Here is a 19,157-nt window from a genome sequence, read left to right on the forward strand (position 1 = left end):
TGACGCCGTCCCATGCGGGTGACCCGGGCGCTGGACCAGGGAAACGCGAAGGCGTCGCCTCACCCCTTTGAACATTGAATCTTGAACCTTGAATCGGTACCACCATGCGCGAATGCTTCGTACGTGACCCCGGGGATCAGGCCACGGCCCTGATCCCCGTCACCTCCGACACCCTTTCCCGATGGCTGGAAGGACAGCCGCAACGCGTACGGGCGTGGGTGGAAGCCACCGGCTTCAAGGCCAAGAGCCACAGCGTGTGTTCCATCCCCGACGAACAGGGGCAAGTTCAGAGTGTTCTGGTGGGTGTCGATGAGGACCAGGCGGTCGTGTGGACGCTGGCCGGCGCGGCACGCAAGCTCACATCCGGCGTGTATCGACTGGATACCGACCGGGATGCGGCCTGGCGCACACAGGCTTCCGTGGGTTGGGGGCTGGGCGCCTACCGGTTCGATCGCTACAAGCCCTCGGACAAGCCGCAACCGGCGCTGTATCTGCCGGATGACGTGGATGCGGACGAGATCATGCGACAGGTGGATGCCACGGCCCTGGTCCGGGACCTGGTGAACACACCGGCGCAGGACATGATGCCGGAGCACCTCGCCGAGGCGGCGCGCATGCTGGCCGATGCCTACGATGCCGAGTTCGGCACCGTGGAAGGCGACGCGCTGCTGGATGAGCGCTATCCCTGCATCCACGCGGTGGGCAGGGCGAGCCAGCATACTCCCCGCAAGGTGGAACTCACCTGGGGGTCAAGGAAGCACCCGGTGGTCACCCTGGTGGGCAAGGGGGTGTGTTTCGACAGCGGCGGCCTGGACATCAAGCCGGCCGGCGGCATGCGTCACATGAAAAAGGACATGGGGGGTGCGGCCCATGCGCTCGGCCTGGCGCAACTCATCATGTCGGCGAAACTGCCGGTGCGGCTGCGGGTACTCATCGGTGCGGTGGAAAATGCGATTTCCGGCGATGCATTCCGGCCGGGTGACGTGCTCGCCTCGCGCAAGGGCTTGAGCATCGAGATCGAGAACACGGACGCCGAGGGCCGTCTCGTGCTCTGCGACCTGCTGACCGCTGCCTGCGAAGGGAAGAAGAAGCCGGCGGTGCTGGTGGACTTCGCCACCCTGACGGGTGCGGCGCGAGTCGCCGTGGGCACCGAGATCGCGGCCTGCTTCACGGACGACGACGCACTGTTCGGCGAGTTGCAGGAATCAGCCGTCGAGTCCGGTGACCCGGTCTGGCGCCTGCCGCTGCACGCACCCTATCGCAGCGGTCTGGACAGCCAGATTGCCGACATCGCGAACTGCGGCAGCAGTTCCTACGGCGGCGCGATCACCGCCGCGCTTTTCCTGAAGGAATTCGTGGAGCCCGACGTGCCCTGGATTCACTTCGACATCATGGCGTGGAACACCCGCACCCGGCCGGGGCGCCCGAAAGGGGGCGAGGCCATGGGAATGCGGGCCATGTTCGAGGTGATCCGGAAACGCTTCAGCCGATAGGCGCCTTCAGGTAGCGCCCGTGCACCCAGCCCTCCAGGTCCGCGATGCCGTTGACGGGAGACAGGGCCGTCACGCGGCGCCAGACCCCGTCCTCGGCCATGATCTCCACCGGCGTGTCCGTCGGCAGGGGGCCGCCGTTCAGGGTGGCGTGCTCCACGCCAGGTCCGCTCCGGATGTTGAGACTCGTAGTGGTGACCATGCGCGGGAGCTGATCCTCGCGCCGACCCAGCAGCCGTGATCGCAACGCGGCCAGCGGGAAGGCCGGTCCCGGATCTGCCTTGCGGCCGGGCGAGATGTCGTCGTGTCCGACTACGTCCTCCAGCCCGTAGTGCCCGAACAGCACGGTGGCCACCTCAACGGTGGTTTCAATCTGCTCGGCGGTGAACAGGTGCCATGCGCTTACCTCCGTCTCGTGACGGTGACGTGCCTCCAGGACCTCATCCGCGGAATAATCCCGCCCGAACCAGGAGCGCCAGCCGTTACCGTGACGCTGCAGGCGCCCCGCGTTGTCCAGTTCGATGCCGATGGAATGCCGGTTGAGCCCCGAGAGATCATTCCACTGGCTCGCTCCGGCATGCCATGCCACGGTATTGAAGGGCACGAGTTGTGTAATGGCCCCGTCGCGGCCGATGACCAGGTGCGCCGAGGCACGGGCGTCCGGGTTCATGAACCAGTTGATGGAGGACCGGGCACTGGCGCCTGCCGTGTAATGGATCACCAGCAGGCGGGGGGTCATTCGGCCGCCCCGGCACGGGCTCTTCTGATATTCGCAGGGGGTGTCGTCATTCAGGTAAAGACGATGCCTTTTGATCCTCATATTCGCTTCCCTGGATGATTGTTGATGACTGGCTTCCCGCCCGGGGGTGCCATGACGCGTTGGTTGTGTGCGCCCTGAGGATAGTACCCTGGCGGTGTTTTTGGTTGACGCCGCGCAAGGCACAGCTGGAGCAGCACTGGTCATGTCCATCAACATGGGCTCTAATTGGGGCATGTGAATCCGTGGTCCGGGTACGCGTCCGGGTTGGAGAGATCAGAGCATGTCTGTACGCAAGGCGGATCGGGCAGGCAACCGACGCTACCGGGGAGTATGGCTGGCGGCGCTTGCCGCATTGGCCCATCTCTGGATGCCGGTTCTGCATGCCCAGCATGCCGGGCCGTCCGAGCCTCTGATTCCCGCGCATCTGCACGGCGTACTGTGCCTTGCCGCTGAGCCGGGCAGGTTTGCAGACGACGGCGCCGAGGGTTTCGATCCGCACCGGCTCATGGACTGTGAGTGTCTCACCTGCAAGGTGATGCACACGGGCGCCCCACCGGGATTCATCGCCATGGAACTTCCCGAGGGAGCGGTCGAGCCGCTTCCTCCGCCGGGGTATGCCGCGGCTTCTGCGGCTCCCGTATTCGCCCGTCCCCCCGCGCGTGCGCCCCCCTCGAACCGGTTCCTGTAATCACCCCACAGACATGCCCGCCGCGTCTGCGACGCCGCGGCGACAACCGTCGATCCCGCCCCCACCGGGCCACAAGGATCGACGGACGATACTGAATCAAGCAACGGGAAATCAGATCATGAAGAATCGAATTGTTCTTGCCTGCCTTGTACTGTGCATATCCGCGCTCGCGGCCATGCCTGCCATTGCAGATTCCGGCGCGGCCCAAGTCATGGAGATCACCGAAGCGGCCTGGGTGCGCGCCACCCCGCCAAACCGCGATATCACCGCGGGCTACCTGACGATCCGCAATACCGGCAGTGAAACACGCCACATCGTGGCGGCTGCCTCACCGGTGGCAGGCCGTGTGGAGCTTCACACGCACATCCACGACCGTGAGAGCGGCATGATGCAGATGCGTGAGGTGGAGTCCATCGAGCTGCCCGCGGGAGAAACCGTGCAACTCGCCCCCGGCGGACTGCACCTCATGATCATGAATCTCAAGCAGGATCTCCAGCCGGGCGCCTCCGTATCCCTCACGCTGGAATTCGATGACGGCAGCCACCTGGAGCTGGAAGCCGAGGTACATCGTCAGGCGCCGGGCGGCCACCAGGGTCATGGACACGGCCACCATCATCACTGAGTGATCGGGCGCTGTCCGCAGACCTCAACAGGAATCGTGAAGGATCCTGGGCGCCCGGTCCGCCTCGCTCAATCTCTGGAAGGGGGAACGGGGGACAGACGACGGTTCCGTGTCTGTCCCCCGTTTCGTCTGGACGACTTCGTGTCCACGCCGGGGATGGCTTGGATAAATCCCGAGCCGGTGAGGACCCGTTCGGAACCCCGGAAACGAAAAAGCCCCGACAAGATTGTCAGGGCATTCTCTGCAGAATCTGGCTCCCCGGGACGGGCTCGACGGATCCGTCGGGAACGGCTCCGGACGCGTGAAGCGCGCCCGAAGGGGCCGCGCCATGGATGGCGCGGATCAACCCCGAAGGCGGTGAGAGCCCGTTCGGAGCCCCTCAAATGAAAAAGCCCCGACAGATACTGTCAGGGCATTCTCTGTGGAGCCTGGCTCCCCGGGACGGGCTCGAACCGCCGACCTAGTGATTAACAGTCCCGGCCATGGCCGGTCCACCAGGTTCCGGATTATCAAATACCATCAGGCACTTACAGGAATCAAGCCTTTTTCATCAATGGCTTACGCGCCGTTTTCCTTCGCCATTAAATGCCGCCTAGTGACATAGGATGCCGCAAGTTGTACATTGCCAGTGGTATTTGGACTGGTATTTGGTGAAACATGGCGAAGCTCACGAAGCCCTTTATCGAGCAGATCCCGGCCACCGGGAAGCTGCAGGTGATCTACGACGACGACAAGAAGGCGCCGTCCGGATTTGGCGTCACGGTGTCCCCCAAGGGGGTAAAGTCCTATTTCGTGCGCTACGCGTACAACGGCATCGACAAGCGGGCTGTGATCGGCAAGGTGGCCGACTGGTCGCTGACCGCCGCCAGGCTGGAGGCCGAGGACATGCGCAAGGCCTTCGCCCAGGGCCGGGACCTGAAAGCCGAGCGCCGCGCTGCCATCGAGGCCGCCAAGCAGGCCCGCAGGGATACCCGGGAAGGGCGCAATACCCTGGAGGCCCTGATCGGCGATTATCACGCCTATCTGAAGGCGCGGGGCAAGCCAAGCGCCGGGGAAGCCTATCGCCGACTGAAGCGCCATGTGATCGACGCGCAGCCGGATTTGGCGAAGAAGCCGGCCCGGGAGATCGTGCCCGATGACGTGATGACGATCATCCGCAAGGTGGCGGGGGAGGGCAAGGAGCGCACGGCCGACCAGGTGCGCGCCTACCTGCGCGCGGCGTACTCAATCGCGATGCGGGCGCCCTACGATCCACTCCTGCCCGCCGAGCTGAAGGACTACGGGGTCCAGTCGGACCCAACCGCTCCCATTGCCGTGATCCCGGTGCGTACGTCTGAACGCGTGCTCACGCGCAAGGAGCTGGTCAACTACCTGCACGCCATCGAGGGCGAGGACCTGCAGCAAAAGGCGCTGAAGCTGGCCCTGTACGCCGGCGGCCAGCGCATGAGCCAGCTGCTCAGGGCGAAGCTCTCGGATTACGACGCCGAACACAAGACCCTCACCCTGTACGACGGCAAGGGCAAGCGGGCGCAACCCCGCGTCCACGTCCTGCCCCTGGGACCCGTGGCCGCCTCCATCGTCCGCGGGCTGGTGGAGCGAGCCCGCTCACTGTCATCGGATGAAAGTGAGGATCAGGGACCCCCGTTCCTGTTCGCCAGTCGAGGCGCCGCGATGTATCCGGGCGAGCCGGGGAAGTACCTGCGGGAGCTGATCGACGCGAACGGCTGGCCGTCCTTCAATCTCCGGGACGTGCGCCGCACCGTGGAGACCGAGATGGCCCGCCTGGGGATCGGCAAGGACATCCGGGCGCACGTGCTTTCTCACGGCATCGGAGGCCTGCAGGACAAGCACTACGACCGGCACGCCTACACGACCGAGAAGCGCGAGGCGCTGCGCAAGTGGGAGCGCCACCTGGCGGGCCTCATGGCGCCGAAGAAGAAGGCCGGCAAGGTGGTGGCGCTGGGGGCAAGGGCATGACAGACGATCCCAAGATCCCGTCCGATCATCCGATACGCAAGGTCTGGGAGGCCAACGAGAAGCTGCGCTCGATCCCCGGCCTGATCGAGTTGGCAGAGCGTGGCGATCACTACGCCGCGAAACAACTGCTCGCGTGGTTCTGCAATGACGTATCCCGCCGCCGCGCCTCACTAATAACGGTTATTAGTGAGGCGGAGCCCCCACCACGCACCGAATTGATGGAGTACCTGGCAGCGTGCTTCACCAAGATACTGCAGGGCGATGACCCGGCCGCCGCACTGAACCTCAGTGGTGGCACGGGTAGCGGCAAGCGGGGAAGGCCAAAGTTGACCGCCTCCGACCATCAGAGGCTTGCCAGGGTTGGAATGATGGTCGCGCGCAAGATCGACGAGTACGGACGGGGAGGATTCAAACGCGCACTTTCCGAGGTGGCCGAAGAGGCTCACTGTTCTGAGGGTACTGCGGACCGCGCGTATCAGATGTACATGAAGGGCACCGTAAAATAATCCGATTTATAGGCCGCTGATTTCTATACACTTTACGGCCAACTGAAGCCATGCTGTCACCGTCGATGACGATGGATGACAGCAATGACAGAAGCAAAACTCCTCACAACCGAAGAGGCCGCTCACTATCTGCGGCTGTCGAGCCGTTCCCTGATTCGCTGGCGCGTCGAGCGCCGGGGCCCGCCCGTGGTGCGTGCTGGGAGGAAGGTCATGTACAGGCTGCATGACCTGGATGCGTGGCTCGACCGGCACACCTACGACATGCCCCGCGACCAGGTCGCGCGCTGAGCTGGCCGCTCATGGCTGACGACGACGCCAACGGCGTGCCGCCTATGCGCCAAGTGTTTTCGACCGATCCCGCGAAGCGCCTCTCCGAGGCTTCTGATGCGGCACCCCTCGACCTGGCCCGAGAATGTCAGCTTCTCATGTGGGGCGGGCACCTGGTGCGCTGGCAAGGCGAATTCCTCGCCTGGCGTCGCGGCGCATATCGGGCGCTCAGCGACGATGCTGTGCGCACCTCGGTTTATTCGCACCTCGAGGTTGCCGGGCTAAAGGCCACGAGGTCGCGCGTCAGTGACGTCTTGGATGCGCTGCGCGCCGTCGCATTCATCGGTGATGACGTCGAGCCCCCGTGCTGGCTGGAAACGGGCGCGCCGCCGGCCACGGGCCTGGTGGCATGCGCCAATGGCATCTTGAATATGGATACGGGCGAACTGGACCCGCCGGATCCGAATTTGTTCACGCTTTCGGCGCTCGAGGTGGCATACGACCCGGCGGCCACGGCACCTGAGTGGGAGGATTTTCTGGATTCTGTTTTCGGCGAGGACGCGGAATCCATGAACACACTCCAGGAGATCTTTGGCTATGTGGTCTCGCTCGAGACCGCGCTTCAGAAAGTTTTCCTTCTGATCGGCCCGAAGCGCTCCGGTAAGGGGACGATCCTGCGAGTGCTAACCCGCCTGATCGGCCGCGCCAGTACCGCCGCGGTCACGCTTTCATCGCTTGAGCAACCGTTCGGCTTGCAGCCGCTAATCGCAAAGGCGCTCGCCACGATTTCGGATGCGCGGCTGGGCGGGCGCGCCGACCAATCTGCGATCACTGAGCGTCTCTTGTCAGTGTCCGGCCAGGATTACGTCGCGATCGCTCGAAAGTTCTTGCCCGACTTCACTGCACAGTTGGGCGCACGTTTCGTCATTGCTACGAACGAAGTCCCGCGACTGCATGATACAAGCGGCGCCCTCGCAAGCCGCTTCGTTCCCGTGGTCTTGGAGAAGAGCTTCTTTGGCCGCGAGGACATTGAGTTGATTGATCACTTAGTGCAGGAGCTGCCTGGCATCCTGGTTTGGGCGATGGCCGGCTACCGGCGCCTGGTGGAGCGAGGCCGCTTCGAGATCCCGTCGAAGTCTGTCGCCACCATTGAGGAGATCCATGACTTGAGCTCGCCCGTGGGGGCGTTCGTCCGCGAGCGCTGCGTGGTGGAGGCCGGGTGCGAAGTGGCGTGCGGGGACATCTACGACACGTGGAAAACCTGGTGCGAAGAACACGGCCGAACGCATCCAGGCACGGAACAAACTTTTGGCCGAGATCTGCGTGCCGCTGTGCCTGGCATCGGGGTCTCACGCCCTCGCGTCGATGGCTCCCGTATCCGCGTCTACCGGGGCTTGCGCCTTGCCACGTCCGCCGACCGGCCTGCTGCCGCTCCAGACGCGCGCGGACCGAGGCGGACAGACTGTGTGCGGTGCAGTGGTGATGGTTGTGGCTGGTGTACGTGACCCGTGGTCCACGGTGGTCCGCGTCCCTTTCTATTGCACGCGTGGGAAAGGATATGGGTATGAATAGATATAGATACAAATGTCCGGTACGCGGACCAGCGCGGCCCATGCTCGTGGAGCTATCTGGCCGTCACGCAGTTGGTGAGCACCGGTATGCGATGGTTGACCCGGAGGATTACTACCGGGTGGCCGGCTGGTCTTGGAAAGCGAAACCATCCGCCAGCGGCCGGATCTATGCGGTGCGCAGCACCCCTGGTGGCATGGTGCGGTTGCACCGCTTCGTCATGGGGCTTGGGCCGGGAGAGCCCGGCGATGTCCGATTCCTTAACGCGGATCCGCTGGACTGTAGGCGTTCCAACTTAGCGCGCAGCTCCCGCAGCGACACCGTCCAGGCGGCGCGGCGCGAGAAGCGTTTCGCGCATTGCTCCGAATGCAGTGAGGCCTTCGTGTTCTGGGCCGCAGGGGCTCGCCCGAAGTACTGCCCTACATGCCGACCGGAGATGAAGGCGCGAGCCGATGCGGCAGCCCGTGCCAAGCAAAAAGCTGCGCGCTGGGCCGGTGTGCCGGAAAGGGCTTCCTGCGCCTGGTGCTCGAAGGTGTTCACGCGCGCAAAACCAAGGCAGCAGTACTGCTCTAGTTTGTGCCGACACCGAGCCAAGAACGAGCGACGAAGGTACTTCCGCGAGACGTCTGACACGGGTAATTCGATCCCCGTTTTTTTTGAAGATATTTCAGGTAGTTAGCCTTCCTTACCTAGCGTTAAGTTGTTGATTCTTGGTTGGGCGTCTTCTGGGGTCAATTTTCTTTTTTGAGGGTGAGTTGTTGATTCTTGGTTGTGCATCATGATGGACGCCGCCACTCGCGCCGTGACCATCCAGACGCTGCGCCGCGTCGGTACTGACCTCGGCGTCGAGCCTGACGCCCTGCGTGTCTTGCTCGATGCTGTGTGGCGCCTGGAAGTGCACCCGGACGATGCCGCCGCTCTGAGAGATCGCGCCCTGCTCGAGGCCGCGAGTTTGCTTGACCCCGGCGGCGAGTTGACGCCGTGGCAACTGGCCGGCCGCATGGCACGCGCCATCGATCACTTCTTGATGGTTGTGGCTCGGCGGCTACGCCGTGACCCCTACGCCGAACTCTCGCCCCTGGACGAGACGCTGCAGCGCGCCTTTGCGAGCGGCTGCCGCGTGCCACAGAGCCAAAGGCGGCTCTACGATTTTCTGCGCTGACGCCACGCGGCGAATCGTCAGCGATTTGGATGATACCTTGCAATCAAGCACACATATCGGAGCACCACATGACCCGTATCCCTCTCTCCCGCGACGCCATCAGCGACGGCTTGTTGCTACGCTCGGGCTACGACGTTGCCGGCGCGCATCCTGACGCCGAGCGCGTGGCCGGCATGAGCCTGGACGTGCTCGCCTCGACCATCGGCGAGGCCGCCATCGCGAACGATCCGCACCCGCCGCTTCGTCATAACCCGCGCCATGCGATGGCGCGTGGCCTCGCCACCGAGGACTTCGGCGCGGGCTTCGCCAGCGGCCTGGGCCACTTGGCGGTGCGCCGATACAACGCAAACGCCGATCATCGCCTGATCACCCAGCCGGTAGAAGTCACCGACTTTCGCGAAATCACGTTGGGAACCGTAGACGTGAATCCGGGCCTGCCGTTGACCGGCGAGAATGGCGAGGTGGCCGAGGGCGACTTGGTGTCGATCCTTGACGGTCAGACCGGCGCGCTTCAGTCGTATGTTCGCTTGGCACGCATCCATCGCATGACGTTGATCAACGATCAGTGGGCTGTGATCGCGGGCGTGTTCGCCGCGCTGGGGCGCAACGCGGCGCGACTGGAGGCGCGGCTTCTGTACGGCCTATTGGAGTCCAATCCGACGCTCTCCGACGATGCGCCGATGTGGCACGCGGACACCCAGACCGCCCTCGCCGATGAGCTGAGTGCCACCGCGCTGGACCAAGCCATGGGCCTGCTGCGATTGCAGGGGCGCCGGCCGGATGAGCCCGTCGGGCATGGTGCGGCGGTGCTGGCGGTTGAGCCGCGCCTTGAGGGCCTGGCGCTGCGCCTGGTACGCGAGATGGGCGATCGTTTGCAAGTGATCGCCTCGCCGTTCCTGCCGGAGAACCGCTGGTATCTGTTCGCCGATTACGAGTCCGCGCCTGTGGTCGGCCGCCTGCAGCTGCGCAACGCGCCCCCGGTTCGAGTCGAACAGAAACCCCGGCCTGGGGGGTTCGATGGCGTGGCGCTCCAGGTCGGCGCTGACGTCGGCTTCGTGGTCATCGATCGCATCGGCGCGCTGCGCGGTGGTCCGGCATGAGTGATTATCGCCGCGCCGCTCGCGAGCTGGACAAGCACGCTCGCGAGCTGGACCGCCTCATGGATCGCCTGGAGGCGGCCCGGGAGGCCTCCGATGCGCCCCGGGTGGCCGAGACCCGCCGCAAGGTAATCGACGCCGAGCGCGCGACGGCCGCAGCCTACGATGCGATGGCTGCGGCCGTGCGGGCCCACTGGCGTGAGCGTGCCGGCGAGACCCTGCGCGAGCTGATCGCCGTGGCCACGCCATTGGCCGCGCGGTATCGGGCCGAGCGTAGAGCCGCCGGCGATCTGATCCCGTGGTGGCCGCCGATCTTCGAGGCGCTGGGCAACGCGCCAGAGCCGGAGCTTGACGGAGACGTGCCGAGCGAGCCGCCGGAGTGCGGCGCACTGGACCGCACCGAGGAGCGGTTGTGGTGAACGAATGGCGTGCCTGGCCTGAGTATGCGCGTGACCGGCACACGCTGTCCGTCCACGAAGCTGCGCACCTGGTGGTGGGCCTTGTGACCTCCAGCTGGCAGGAGGATCGGCGAGCGGTGGTATACGACACGGACGACGGCGCGGGCGGCCAAGTGGAGCCCGCCGTTCCGGGTCCACCGCCCACGCGTACCCTGGAGGAGGCATTGGCGCCGGTAGCCGTGCCAATCCACCCTCAGCTTCAGTACCTGGCCACGCTGCGCGCAGCCACCTATTTGGCGGGATACGCCGCCGAGGCTCGCCTTCACGGTTTCGCGGATCAGGTCTCCGGCCCCCCTTCCGCTATCAACGGCTCGGAAGACGCGCGATGCGCTCGCATATGGCTGCGGTTCGCGTGGCCCGATGAGCGTATACGGCCGATGTGGCGCGCCTGGACCATGGCCGACGCCCTGACGAAGGATCACTGGGCGTGGATTCGTCGCGTTGCCGCAGTCATCGCCGCCCATGGCGAGTGCGACACTGCGACAGCGCAGACACTGTGTTGTAAAGCCATCTCGGACTCGGGGTTTTGCCGAGTATGGCACCGGGCTTCGGGGGTTGGGGTTCCCCCGGAGCGAGGCACCTCCGGCCGCGGGCATCCTCACCGCGGGACGGTGCCACCTATTTCCTCAGGGGGGCGGCGTGACTGACCAAGCCATGCGTGAGCGCATCGCCGCTCTTGAGCGCGGCCAGGCGAAGCTGGCGGCTGAGCTGGCGGAGGAGATCGCGGCCCAGTGTGCCGAAGAGCTCACCGCCTTCCGCAACACCCTTCTGGAGATCGACAGCCTCCTGAAGCTGTTCAATCCCGATTGGCACTGGGCAGACACCCTGTCAAGCCAGTTCCCCGCCCCGACACCAGAAGCGGAGCGCATAGCCCGCGAATGCGTCCTGGCACGTTTCCCAAGCCTGGGGCGGCCAAAAACCTGACGGGAGATTCAATAAATGTCAATGCGCGACACCTTCCTGAATCTGATCCTGCGAGGCGATGGTGGGCCGCTGCGCACGGAGATGGAGAAGAGCGCCCGACACATGCGCGACAGCGGGCGTCGGATGCAACGCGGCCTGGAGCCTGCCGACCAGCAGATGCGGCGTGTATCCATGACGGCCCGCCGGCTTACCGGCATCATCGCAGGCCTGGCGGGCGCCGCCTCCATGGGGGCCCTGATTCGCTCACAGATCACCGCGGCGGACACCGCGGGGAGGATGGCCCGGCGTATCGGCGAGAGCGCGGAGACCGTCAGCACGCTCGGCTTCGCGGCCGAGCAGTCCGGCACTAACATCGACTCCATCGGCCGCGCGTATGACGGCTTCATCCGCCGGCTTGACCAGTTCCGTGAAGGCAGCGGCAAGGCGGGGCGCGCCGCGCGCGCGCTTGGCCTCGACATCTTCGATGCCGAAGGCAAGGTTCGCCCCTTCAGCGAGATTTTGCTTGATGCCGCCGACCGGCTATCCATGGTGGAGGACCCGGCGCTCAAGTCATCGCTGGCCACGAAGATCTTCGGCCGTTCCGCCGGCGATCTGATCCCGTTGCTCGACGAGGGCGCCGACGGGATCCGCGAGCTGCAGCAGCGCGCCCGGGACTACGGGCGCGAGATTGATATGCACACGGCCGATGCTGCCCGCGAGTTCAACGACACCATGAACGAGCTGCGGGGCGCCGTCGGCGGCGCGTCCCGTGGCTTTGTCGGACAGATGCTCCCGTCGCTGCTCGTCATCTCAAAGGAGATGCGTAACTCCGCAACCGAAGCGGACGGGCTCGCCCAGAACCTGGGTAAGGTCGTCAATCAGTTAATCAAGTGGGTTGCCCTGGGCACACGTACAGCCATCGTTCCGCTCGAGGCCATGGGCGAGGCTATCGGTGGCGGCATCGCATACGTGGAGCAGCTGGCCCGGGGCAACCGCGAGGGCGCCCGCGCCATCCGCGAGCACATGGAAGCGACGCAGGCTTTCGAGGGGCCGCTGCAGAACCTGGTCGAATTCTACGACGCGCTCTACAACGCCCAGGAGCGCGCCACCGAAGGCACGGAGGATGTCACCGAAAAGACCGCTGAGCGCCTCTCAGAGATCGAGAAGCTCAACGCGCGGTTGCAGGCGATCTTCGGTGAGGGCGCCGACGCCGCGAGAAGCGCAGCACAGGAGCGCGCGGACGCCGAGCAGAAGGCGATTGAGGGGATGCGCCGCCAGGTGGAGACCATCGGGCACGTCACCAGGGAGGAGGAAATCCTCTACGAGATCCGCCGCGGCAATTATCGGGAGTTCACGGAGCAAGGCCAGCAGCAGCTTTTGGCATACGCCCGGGAGCTGGACGCCGTCGAGGCCCTGGCGGAGGCCGAGCGCGAGCGCGTGCAGACACAGGAGCGCATGGCCACCGAGGCCCAGCGTATCTACCAGGCCACCCGCACACCTGCCGAGCAGCTCGCTGCCGAGATCGAGCACCTCAACGAACTGCTCGACGCCGGCGCGCTGAGCTGGGACACCTATGCCCGCGCCGTGTTCAACGCCCAGGAGAAGTTCGAAGGCGCCGCCGAAGAGGCGGTGACGGCTTCATCCCAGTTCGCCATCCAGGGCGCGCGCAACATCCAGTCCGCATTCGCCGACTTCCTGTTCGATCCGTTCGAGCAGGGGTTGCAGGGCATGCTGCGTGGCTTCGTCGACATCCTGCGGCGCATGGCTTCGGAGGCCATCGCCGCGCAGCTGGGCGCGCGGCTGTTCGGGGATTTCGGCGGGACGGGCCAGCTCGGCGGCGCTGTCGGCGGCGTCCTGGCCAGCGTATTTCATGATGGTGGCGTGGCGGGCGAATCCGCACCGGTGCGTCGGGTGCCCTTGACGTCCTTTCTGGATGCCCCCCGCTACCACAGTGGGGGCATTGCGGGTGATGAGGAGTTCGCCATCCTCAAGCGCGGCGAGGAGGTCCTGACTCAGGACAACCCGCGCCACCGCGACAACGCCGGCGCCGGCGTGCGCGTGGTGCTGGTGGATGATCGCAGCAACATCGCCGATTACCTGGGCACGGCCGACGGGGAGCGGGCCATCGTGCAGGCGGTCCAGCGCAACCGCATGGCGGTCAAGCAGGTGCTTTCGTGAGCGCGCCTGTTCCGAGTCGTGTCAAGCACACTTGACAAAAGGCGCGCTATACTCAAAGCGCACCGGGAGCGGATGAGGCCGCCCCCGGCACTTCCCACGGCAAAACCTGACTAGGAGGTTCCACCATGAGCGACACCAATTCTATCCCGCGCGCTGCCCAGAAAGCAGATGCTGAAGGAATGACCGATGCGGCGATCAAGATCCAAGCCGCATTTGTGGTGCTGTCTTCGCTTGAAAAGCTCGCGTACCGGCTAATGGACGGAGAAGACGACGAGGTCCTGCACGTCATCGCAACCATTGCTCGTGACGCGCAATCCAACCTGGATGAAGCCCATGATATTCTGGGCAATTTGATCGATGCCGCAGCGAAACCGAAAGCGGCCTGAGCTCACTTGAATCCGTTTCAAGTGACGAACCCGAGCCCCGCCCCGCGCGGGGCTTTTTTGTGGCCGCCGCAGGGACTGGTATTTCTATGGTATTTGAGACCCTGAAACGAAAAAGGCCAGTCAATAAACTGGCCTAAGTCTTTGTTTTTCTGGCTCCCCGGGACGGGCTCGAACCGCCGACCTAGTGATTAACAGTCACCCGCTCTACCGACTGAGCTACCGGGGAATGGAAGCCGCGAATCTTAATGGATGGCATCTGCCAGGGTCAAGGCAGAGGCCCGGTCCTTGGTTAGGGCAATGCCGCTGGCACGGCCTTCAGATGCATCCCGTGTAGGTCGGGGCTTCAGCCCGACGATCGTGGCCAGCGGAGCCACCCACGTCGGCCTGAAGGCCGACCTACAGGGGGGTGTTTCGGTCTTCAGCTTTCCACCGCCTGGCGGATGCGGGCCACGGCCTGCTTGAGGTTGTCCATGCTGGTGGCGAAGGAGATGCGCACGTGGCCGTCGGCGCCGAAGGCGGAGCCGGGGACCAGGGCAACGCCGTGCTCCAGCAGGCGTTCCGAGAAGGCCGTGTCGGTCTCCAGACCCAGGGACTCCATGGCGCCCTTGACGCTGGGCAGGGAGTAGAAGGTGCCGTCACCGGGCAGGCAGTCCACGCCGGGGATGGCGTTGAGGGCCTCCACCAGATAGTCGTGACGCTGCTGGAAGGCGCTGCACATGGTGGCCACGCAGCTCTGGTCGCCCATGAGCGCCGCCTCGGCCGCCGCCTGTGCGATGGAGGTCGGGTTGGAGGTGCTCTGGGACTGGATCTTCTTCATGGCGCCGATGAGCTTCTTCGGACCGCCCGCATAACCGATGCGCCATCCGGTCATGGAGTAGGCCTTGGAGACACCGTTGAGCACGATGGTGCGGTCATAGAGCTCCGGACAGGCCATCAGGATGTTGCTGAAGCTGCGATCCCCGAACAGGATGTGCTCGTACATGTCGTCGGTGGCCACCAGCACGTGCGGATGGCGCAGCAGCACCTCGCCGAGTGCGCGCAGCTCGTCGCGCGAGTACGCGACGCCAGTCGGGTTCGAAGGGCTGTTCAGCATAAGCAGACGGGTGCGGTCCGTGATGGCCGCATCGAGCTGCTCGGGGCTCATCTTGAAGCCCTGGGCCTGGTCGGTGGTCACGATCACGGGCTTGCCGTCCGCCAGCAGGGTCATGTCCGGGTAGGAGACCCAGTAGGGCGCGGGGATGATGACCTCGTCGCCCTCGTCCAGCAGCGCCTCGAACAGGTTGAAGATGCTGTGCTTGCCGCCGCAGGAGACCAGGATCTGGTCCGCCTCGTAGGTCAGCCCGTTGTCGCGGCTGAATTTGTCGATGATCGCCAGCTTCAGGCTGGGGATACCATCCACGGCGGTGTACTTGGTCTTGCCGGCATGCAGGGCGGTGATGGCCGCCTCCTTGATGTGCTCGGGCGTGTCAAAGTCCGGTTCGCCGGCGCCAAGGCCGATGATGTCCCGGCCCTGAGCCTTGAGCTGCGCTGCGAGGGCGGTCACCGCCAGGGTAGGGGAGGGCTTGATGCGCTGAACGCGGGTGGAGAGCTTGATGTCCACGGTAGTATCCGGTAGTCAGGTTGTGAATCGGGCGGTTGACAGGACCGTGCCGGAGCAGGGCCGGAACACGGCGCAAAACGTTCTAAATGATACGCAAAGACGGCTGCTAAGATAAGCCCGATGAGGGACCAATTTTCGCTAAAGACGACCTATACGCCGGCGGGCGACCAGCCGGAGGCCATCGACCGGCTTGTGGAGGGCCTCGGCGACGGCCTGGCCCACCAGGTGCTGCTGGGGGTGACCGGCTCCGGCAAGACCTTCACCATCGCCAACGTGATCCAGCGCACGAACCGGCCCACCATCATCCTGGCCCCCAACAAGACCCTGGCGGCCCAGCTCTACGGGGAGATGAAGGAGTTTTTCCCGGACAACGCCGTGGAGTATTTCGTCTCCTATTACGACTATTACCAGCCGGAGGCCTACGTGCCGTCCTCGGACACCTTCATCGAGAAGGACGCCTCCATCAACGACCATATCGAGCAGATGCGCCTGTCGGCCACCCGGGCCCTGCTGGAGCGCCGGGACGCCATCATCGTGGCCAGCGTGTCGGCCATCTACGGCCTGGGCGACGTGAACGCCTACCTGAACATGGTCATGCACCTCAAGCGAGGCGACCGGGTGGATCAGCGACAGATCCTGCGTCGCCTGGCGGAACTGCAGTACACGCGCAACGACATGGAGCTTCGGCGCGGCACTTACCGGGTGCGCGGCGAGGTGATCGACATCCATCCGGCCGAATCGGAACGCGAGGCGGTGCGCCTGGAACTGTTTGACGATGAACTGGAGCAGCTGTCCTATTTCGATCCCCTCACCGGAGAGGTGCTGCGCCGGGTGCCCCGGCTCACCATCTACCCCAAGACACACTACGTCACGCCCCGTGAGACGCTGCTCAGTGCGGTAGAGCAGATCAAGGCGGAGTTGCGCGAACGCCTGGAGGCATTGCGCGCCGCCGACAAACTGGTGGAGGCCCAGCGCCTGGAACAGCGCACACTGTTCGATATCGAGATGATGCTGGAGGTGGGCTACTGCTCGGGCATCGAGAACTACTCCCGTTACCTGTCCGGGCGCAAGGCCGGAGAACCGCCACCGTGTTTCTTCGATTATCTGCCCGAAGGGGCGCTCCTGGTGGTGGACGAGAGCCACGTGACCATCCCGCAGCTGGGCGGCATGTACCGGGGCGACCGGTCCCGCAAGGAGACCCTGGTGGAGTACGGTTTCCGGCTGCCTTCGGCGCTGGACAACCGGCCCCTGAAATTCGAGGAATTCGAGGCCCTGGCGCCACAGACCATCTACGTGTCCGCCACGCCGGGCCCTTATGAACTGGAGCACGCAGGGCAGGTGGTGGAGCAGGTGGTGCGGCCAACGGGGCTGGTGGACCCGGAGGTGGAGGTGCGCCCGGCGGGCACCCAGGTGGACGACGTGCTCTCCGAGATCGGGCTCCGGGTGGCCGCGGACCAGCGGGTGCTGATTACCACGCTGACCAAGCGCATGGCGGAAGACCTGACCGAGTACCTTCATGAGCACGGCGTGCGCGTGCGTTACCTTCACTCCGACATCGACACGGTGGAACGCGTGGAGATCATCCGTGACCTGCGCCTGGGCAAGTTCGACGTGCTGGTGGGCATCAACCTTCTGCGCGAGGGTCTGGACATGCCGGAGGTCTCCCTGGTGGCGGTATTCGACGCCGACAAGGAGGGATTTCTGCGTTCGGACCGTTCCTTGATACAGACCATCGGACGCGCCGCGCGCAATGTGCACGGCAAGGCTATCCTGTATGCGGATACGGTGACCGGCTCCATGGCGCGTGCCATGGAGGAGACCGAACGGCGCAGGGAGAAGCAGCTGGCATTCAATGCCGCGCACGGCATTACGCCGAAGAGTATCGAGAAACGTGTGGCGGATATCATGGAAGGCGCCTATGCCGGTGGTACCATGGCCTCAGCCGGACGCTACGCCAGGGTCGCGGAAGAGGAACTGGAGTACGCCCTTTCGCCCGAACAGGCAGTCCGGGAGATCGCCAGGCTGGAGGCGCGAATGTTTGAACACGCCCGAAACCTGGAATTCGAAGAGGCTGCACGGCTGCGCGACCATATCGAACACCTGCGCAAAGGCAGCCTGGGCATGCCGGAGGTGAGTACCTGATGAAGTGTCTCCTGAAATCGATGATGTCAGCCGTCATCGCTGGCGGCTTGCTGGCAGGAGCGTCCGGTGTTACCGCCGACCCCGAAAGCCTTGCGTTGCGCATGGTGAATCCGGAGTCGGAACTGGTGGGCGAACTCATGACAATACACTCGCGTCATGAGGACACGCTGATTGACATCGCACGGGCCCACGGGCTCGGTTACCACGCCATCCGCAATGCAAATCCGGGTGTGGATGCCTGGTTGCCCGGCGAGAACACACGGATCGTGCTGCCGCGACGCCATATTCTGCCCCGGGCGCATCGCTCCGGCATTGTCATCAATCTCCCGGAAATGCGGCTCTACGACTTCACCGTGGGAGACGACCGGTTGATGACCTACGCGGTCAGCATCGGCCAGATGGACTGGAACACGCCCCTGGGCACGCTCAGGGTCATTGAGAAGCGGGAACAACCCACATGGCACCCGCCTGCCTCGATCCGCGAAGCCTTTGCCGCCCGGGGCGAGCCGCTTCCGGCGCGCGTCCCGCCCGGGCCTGACAATCCCCTGGGCGAATACGCCATGCGCCTGAGCAACCCCAGCTACCTGATCCACGGCACCAACTGGCCGCTGGGCATCGGCATGCGCGCCACGCACGGTTGCATCCGGTTGGGTCCCGAGGACATCGAACACCTCTTCAGTCGCGTACCCGTGGGTACCGACGTGCATATCGTGAACGAGCCGGTCAAGGCGGGATGGTCAGGCGATACGCTCTATATGGAGGCCCATCCGTTCCTGGATGAACTCGAGGAATCCAGCAATCTGACGCCCGCGGTGCGGGCCGTGGTGGCCGCCACGGAAACCCGGGCGGCCAATGTGGACTGGGATGCGGTGAAGCGGATCGTCAGGGAGAGCAGGGGCATCCCCGAACCCGTGGGCACCTACGTACCGCAGGAACCGGTTGTGGCCGACATCGACCCCGGTGAGCCGATACCCCTGGAAGACGCCGCGCAGTCCGACCCCGCTGACTGGTACGTGCAGCTGGGCAGTTTCGGCAACGCCGACAACGCGCAACGTCTTGCCCAGCGCATGGAGCAGGCCGGTTTTGAGGTGCGGATAGAGAGTTACCGTCGCGAGGGCCAGGACATGACCCGAGTGCTGGCAGGCCCGGCCGCCCATGCGACGGAGGCGCAGGCCCTGCTTGAGGAAGTTCGTAAGGTGGTGAATGAGCAAGCCCACCTCGTGCGCATGGCTCGCCCTGCGCACTGAAGGGATTGCTGCACGTCCTGAATCGCAAGTGTCCGGATGCCGGGCGAGTCCGTTTGCCCGGATTCCGGCGTCTTCGGGACAACGGGCAGCCGGTTCAGGCGCCCG

The 19,157-nt window shown here is 64.8% G+C and carries 17 protein-coding genes and 1 tRNA gene; 15 read left to right on the forward strand and 3 right to left on the reverse strand.

The annotated features are described in order from the left end of the window. The first annotated feature begins 104 nt into the window (after positions 1-104). Positions 105-1,493 (forward strand): leucyl aminopeptidase family protein, encoded by a 1,389-nt coding sequence (locus B1C78_RS03110; protein ID WP_077277680.1) that lies wholly within the window; start codon positions 105-107, stop codon positions 1,491-1,493. Here the strand turns inward: B1C78_RS03110 and B1C78_RS03115 are convergent. After that, complete coding sequence (locus tag B1C78_RS03115) at positions 1,483-2,229, reverse strand: N-acetylmuramoyl-L-alanine amidase (RefSeq protein WP_245795281.1); 747 nt, start codon at positions 2,227-2,229, stop codon at positions 1,483-1,485. The genes B1C78_RS03110 and B1C78_RS03115 overlap by 11 nt on opposite strands. 301 nt (positions 2,230-2,530) lie before the next feature. On the opposite strand from B1C78_RS03115, the gene B1C78_RS03120 reads away from it, so the two are divergent. From B1C78_RS03120 to B1C78_RS03185, 12 genes are all read left to right on the forward strand, one after another. Continuing rightward, on the forward strand, positions 2,531-2,938 hold the full coding sequence (locus tag B1C78_RS03120) for a hypothetical protein (RefSeq protein WP_077277682.1): 408 nt from the start codon (positions 2,531-2,533) through the stop codon (positions 2,936-2,938). Between the two features lie 118 nt (positions 2,939-3,056). Next, positions 3,057-3,560: a copper chaperone PCu(A)C gene (locus B1C78_RS03125; protein WP_077277683.1), complete on the forward strand. Its 504-nt coding sequence runs from the start codon at positions 3,057-3,059 to the stop codon at positions 3,558-3,560. A gap of 657 nt (positions 3,561-4,217) precedes the next feature. Further along, the gene (locus tag B1C78_RS03135; RefSeq protein WP_077277684.1) at positions 4,218-5,537 is read left to right on the forward strand and encodes a tyrosine-type recombinase/integrase; all 1,320 of its coding nucleotides are present in this window, start codon (positions 4,218-4,220) and stop codon (positions 5,535-5,537) included. Beyond that, on the forward strand, positions 5,534-6,043 hold the full coding sequence (locus tag B1C78_RS03140) for a hypothetical protein (RefSeq protein ID WP_077277685.1): 510 nt from the start codon (positions 5,534-5,536) through the stop codon (positions 6,041-6,043). The genes B1C78_RS03135 and B1C78_RS03140 overlap by 4 nt, the downstream gene beginning before the upstream one ends. A gap of 84 nt (positions 6,044-6,127) precedes the next feature. Then, on the forward strand, positions 6,128-6,331 hold the full coding sequence (locus B1C78_RS03145; RefSeq protein WP_077277686.1) for a helix-turn-helix domain-containing protein: 204 nt from the start codon (positions 6,128-6,130) through the stop codon (positions 6,329-6,331). A gap of 11 nt (positions 6,332-6,342) precedes the next feature. Then, positions 6,343-7,815 (forward strand): DNA primase family protein, encoded by a 1,473-nt coding sequence (locus tag B1C78_RS03150; RefSeq protein ID WP_077277687.1) that lies wholly within the window; start codon positions 6,343-6,345, stop codon positions 7,813-7,815. Positions 7,816-8,657: 842 nt separating this feature from the next. Beyond that, on the forward strand, positions 8,658-9,041 hold the full coding sequence (locus B1C78_RS03155) for a hypothetical protein (RefSeq protein WP_077277688.1): 384 nt from the start codon (positions 8,658-8,660) through the stop codon (positions 9,039-9,041). Between the two features lie 68 nt (positions 9,042-9,109). Then, positions 9,110-10,141: a phage major capsid protein gene (locus B1C78_RS03160; RefSeq protein WP_077277689.1), complete on the forward strand. Its 1,032-nt coding sequence runs from the start codon at positions 9,110-9,112 to the stop codon at positions 10,139-10,141. Further along, entirely contained in the window at positions 10,138-10,557 is a 420-nt protein-coding gene (locus B1C78_RS03165; protein WP_077277690.1) for a hypothetical protein, read from the forward strand. The genes B1C78_RS03160 and B1C78_RS03165 overlap by 4 nt, the downstream gene beginning before the upstream one ends. 693 nt (positions 10,558-11,250) lie before the next feature. Beyond that, a complete protein-coding gene (locus B1C78_RS03175) occupies positions 11,251-11,520 on the forward strand; it encodes a hypothetical protein (protein ID WP_077277692.1) in 270 nt (89 codons plus the stop codon). Between the two features lie 15 nt (positions 11,521-11,535). Continuing rightward, positions 11,536-13,677: a phage tail tape measure protein gene (locus B1C78_RS03180; protein ID WP_139349784.1), complete on the forward strand. Its 2,142-nt coding sequence runs from the start codon at positions 11,536-11,538 to the stop codon at positions 13,675-13,677. A 125-nt stretch (positions 13,678-13,802) separates the two neighbouring features. Further along, positions 13,803-14,063: a hypothetical protein gene (locus B1C78_RS03185; RefSeq protein ID WP_077277694.1), complete on the forward strand. Its 261-nt coding sequence runs from the start codon at positions 13,803-13,805 to the stop codon at positions 14,061-14,063. 150 nt (positions 14,064-14,213) lie between these two features. On the opposite strand, the gene B1C78_RS03190 is transcribed toward B1C78_RS03185, so the two are convergent. Together B1C78_RS03190 and B1C78_RS03195 are read right to left on the reverse strand one after the other, a co-directional pair. Then, positions 14,214-14,289: transfer RNA gene (locus tag B1C78_RS03190), tRNA-Asn, on the reverse strand. 192 nt (positions 14,290-14,481) lie between these two features. Further along, complete coding sequence (locus B1C78_RS03195) at positions 14,482-15,663, reverse strand: pyridoxal phosphate-dependent aminotransferase (protein ID WP_077277695.1); 1,182 nt, start codon at positions 15,661-15,663, stop codon at positions 14,482-14,484. 120 nt (positions 15,664-15,783) lie between these two features. On the opposite strand from B1C78_RS03195, the gene uvrB reads away from it, so the two are divergent. Continuing rightward, positions 15,784-17,805, forward strand: a complete 2,022-nt coding sequence (gene uvrB, locus B1C78_RS03200; protein WP_077277696.1) for an excinuclease ABC subunit UvrB — start codon at positions 15,784-15,786, stop codon at positions 17,803-17,805. Positions 17,806-17,828: 23 nt separating this feature from the next. Beyond that, on the forward strand, positions 17,829-19,052 hold the full coding sequence (locus tag B1C78_RS03205; RefSeq protein WP_245795282.1) for a L,D-transpeptidase family protein: 1,224 nt from the start codon (positions 17,829-17,831) through the stop codon (positions 19,050-19,052). Positions 19,053-19,157 lie beyond the last annotated feature (105 nt).

This window comes from Thioalkalivibrio denitrificans, from assembly GCF_002000365.1.
GTDB lineage: Bacteria > Pseudomonadota > Gammaproteobacteria > Ectothiorhodospirales > Ectothiorhodospiraceae > Thioalkalivibrio_A > Thioalkalivibrio_A denitrificans.

Bases quoted from the DNA above. Each gene is read 5' to 3' on its own strand.
- B1C78_RS03110 (WP_077277680.1), top strand. From the start codon at position 105: ATGCGCGAATGCTTCGTACGTGACCCCGGGGATCAGGCCACGGCCCTG.
- B1C78_RS03115 (WP_245795281.1), bottom strand. From the start codon at position 2,229: ATGACCCCCCGCCTGCTGGTGATCCATTACACGGCAGGCGCCAGTGCC.
- B1C78_RS03120 (WP_077277682.1), top strand. From the start codon at position 2,531: ATGTCTGTACGCAAGGCGGATCGGGCAGGCAACCGACGCTACCGGGGA.
- B1C78_RS03125 (WP_077277683.1), top strand. From the start codon at position 3,057: ATGAAGAATCGAATTGTTCTTGCCTGCCTTGTACTGTGCATATCCGCG.
- B1C78_RS03135 (WP_077277684.1), top strand. From the start codon at position 4,218: ATGGCGAAGCTCACGAAGCCCTTTATCGAGCAGATCCCGGCCACCGGG.
- B1C78_RS03140 (WP_077277685.1), top strand. From the start codon at position 5,534: ATGACAGACGATCCCAAGATCCCGTCCGATCATCCGATACGCAAGGTC.
- B1C78_RS03145 (WP_077277686.1), top strand. From the start codon at position 6,128: ATGACAGAAGCAAAACTCCTCACAACCGAAGAGGCCGCTCACTATCTG.
- B1C78_RS03150 (WP_077277687.1), top strand. From the start codon at position 6,343: ATGGCTGACGACGACGCCAACGGCGTGCCGCCTATGCGCCAAGTGTTT.
- B1C78_RS03155 (WP_077277688.1), top strand. From the start codon at position 8,658: ATGATGGACGCCGCCACTCGCGCCGTGACCATCCAGACGCTGCGCCGC.
- B1C78_RS03160 (WP_077277689.1), top strand. From the start codon at position 9,110: ATGACCCGTATCCCTCTCTCCCGCGACGCCATCAGCGACGGCTTGTTG.
- B1C78_RS03165 (WP_077277690.1), top strand. From the start codon at position 10,138: ATGAGTGATTATCGCCGCGCCGCTCGCGAGCTGGACAAGCACGCTCGC.
- B1C78_RS03175 (WP_077277692.1), top strand. From the start codon at position 11,251: ATGCGTGAGCGCATCGCCGCTCTTGAGCGCGGCCAGGCGAAGCTGGCG.
- B1C78_RS03180 (WP_139349784.1), top strand. From the start codon at position 11,536: ATGTCAATGCGCGACACCTTCCTGAATCTGATCCTGCGAGGCGATGGT.
- B1C78_RS03185 (WP_077277694.1), top strand. From the start codon at position 13,803: ATGAGCGACACCAATTCTATCCCGCGCGCTGCCCAGAAAGCAGATGCT.
- uvrB (WP_077277696.1), top strand. From the start codon at position 15,784: ATGAGGGACCAATTTTCGCTAAAGACGACCTATACGCCGGCGGGCGAC.
- B1C78_RS03205 (WP_245795282.1), top strand. From the start codon at position 17,829: ATGTCAGCCGTCATCGCTGGCGGCTTGCTGGCAGGAGCGTCCGGTGTT.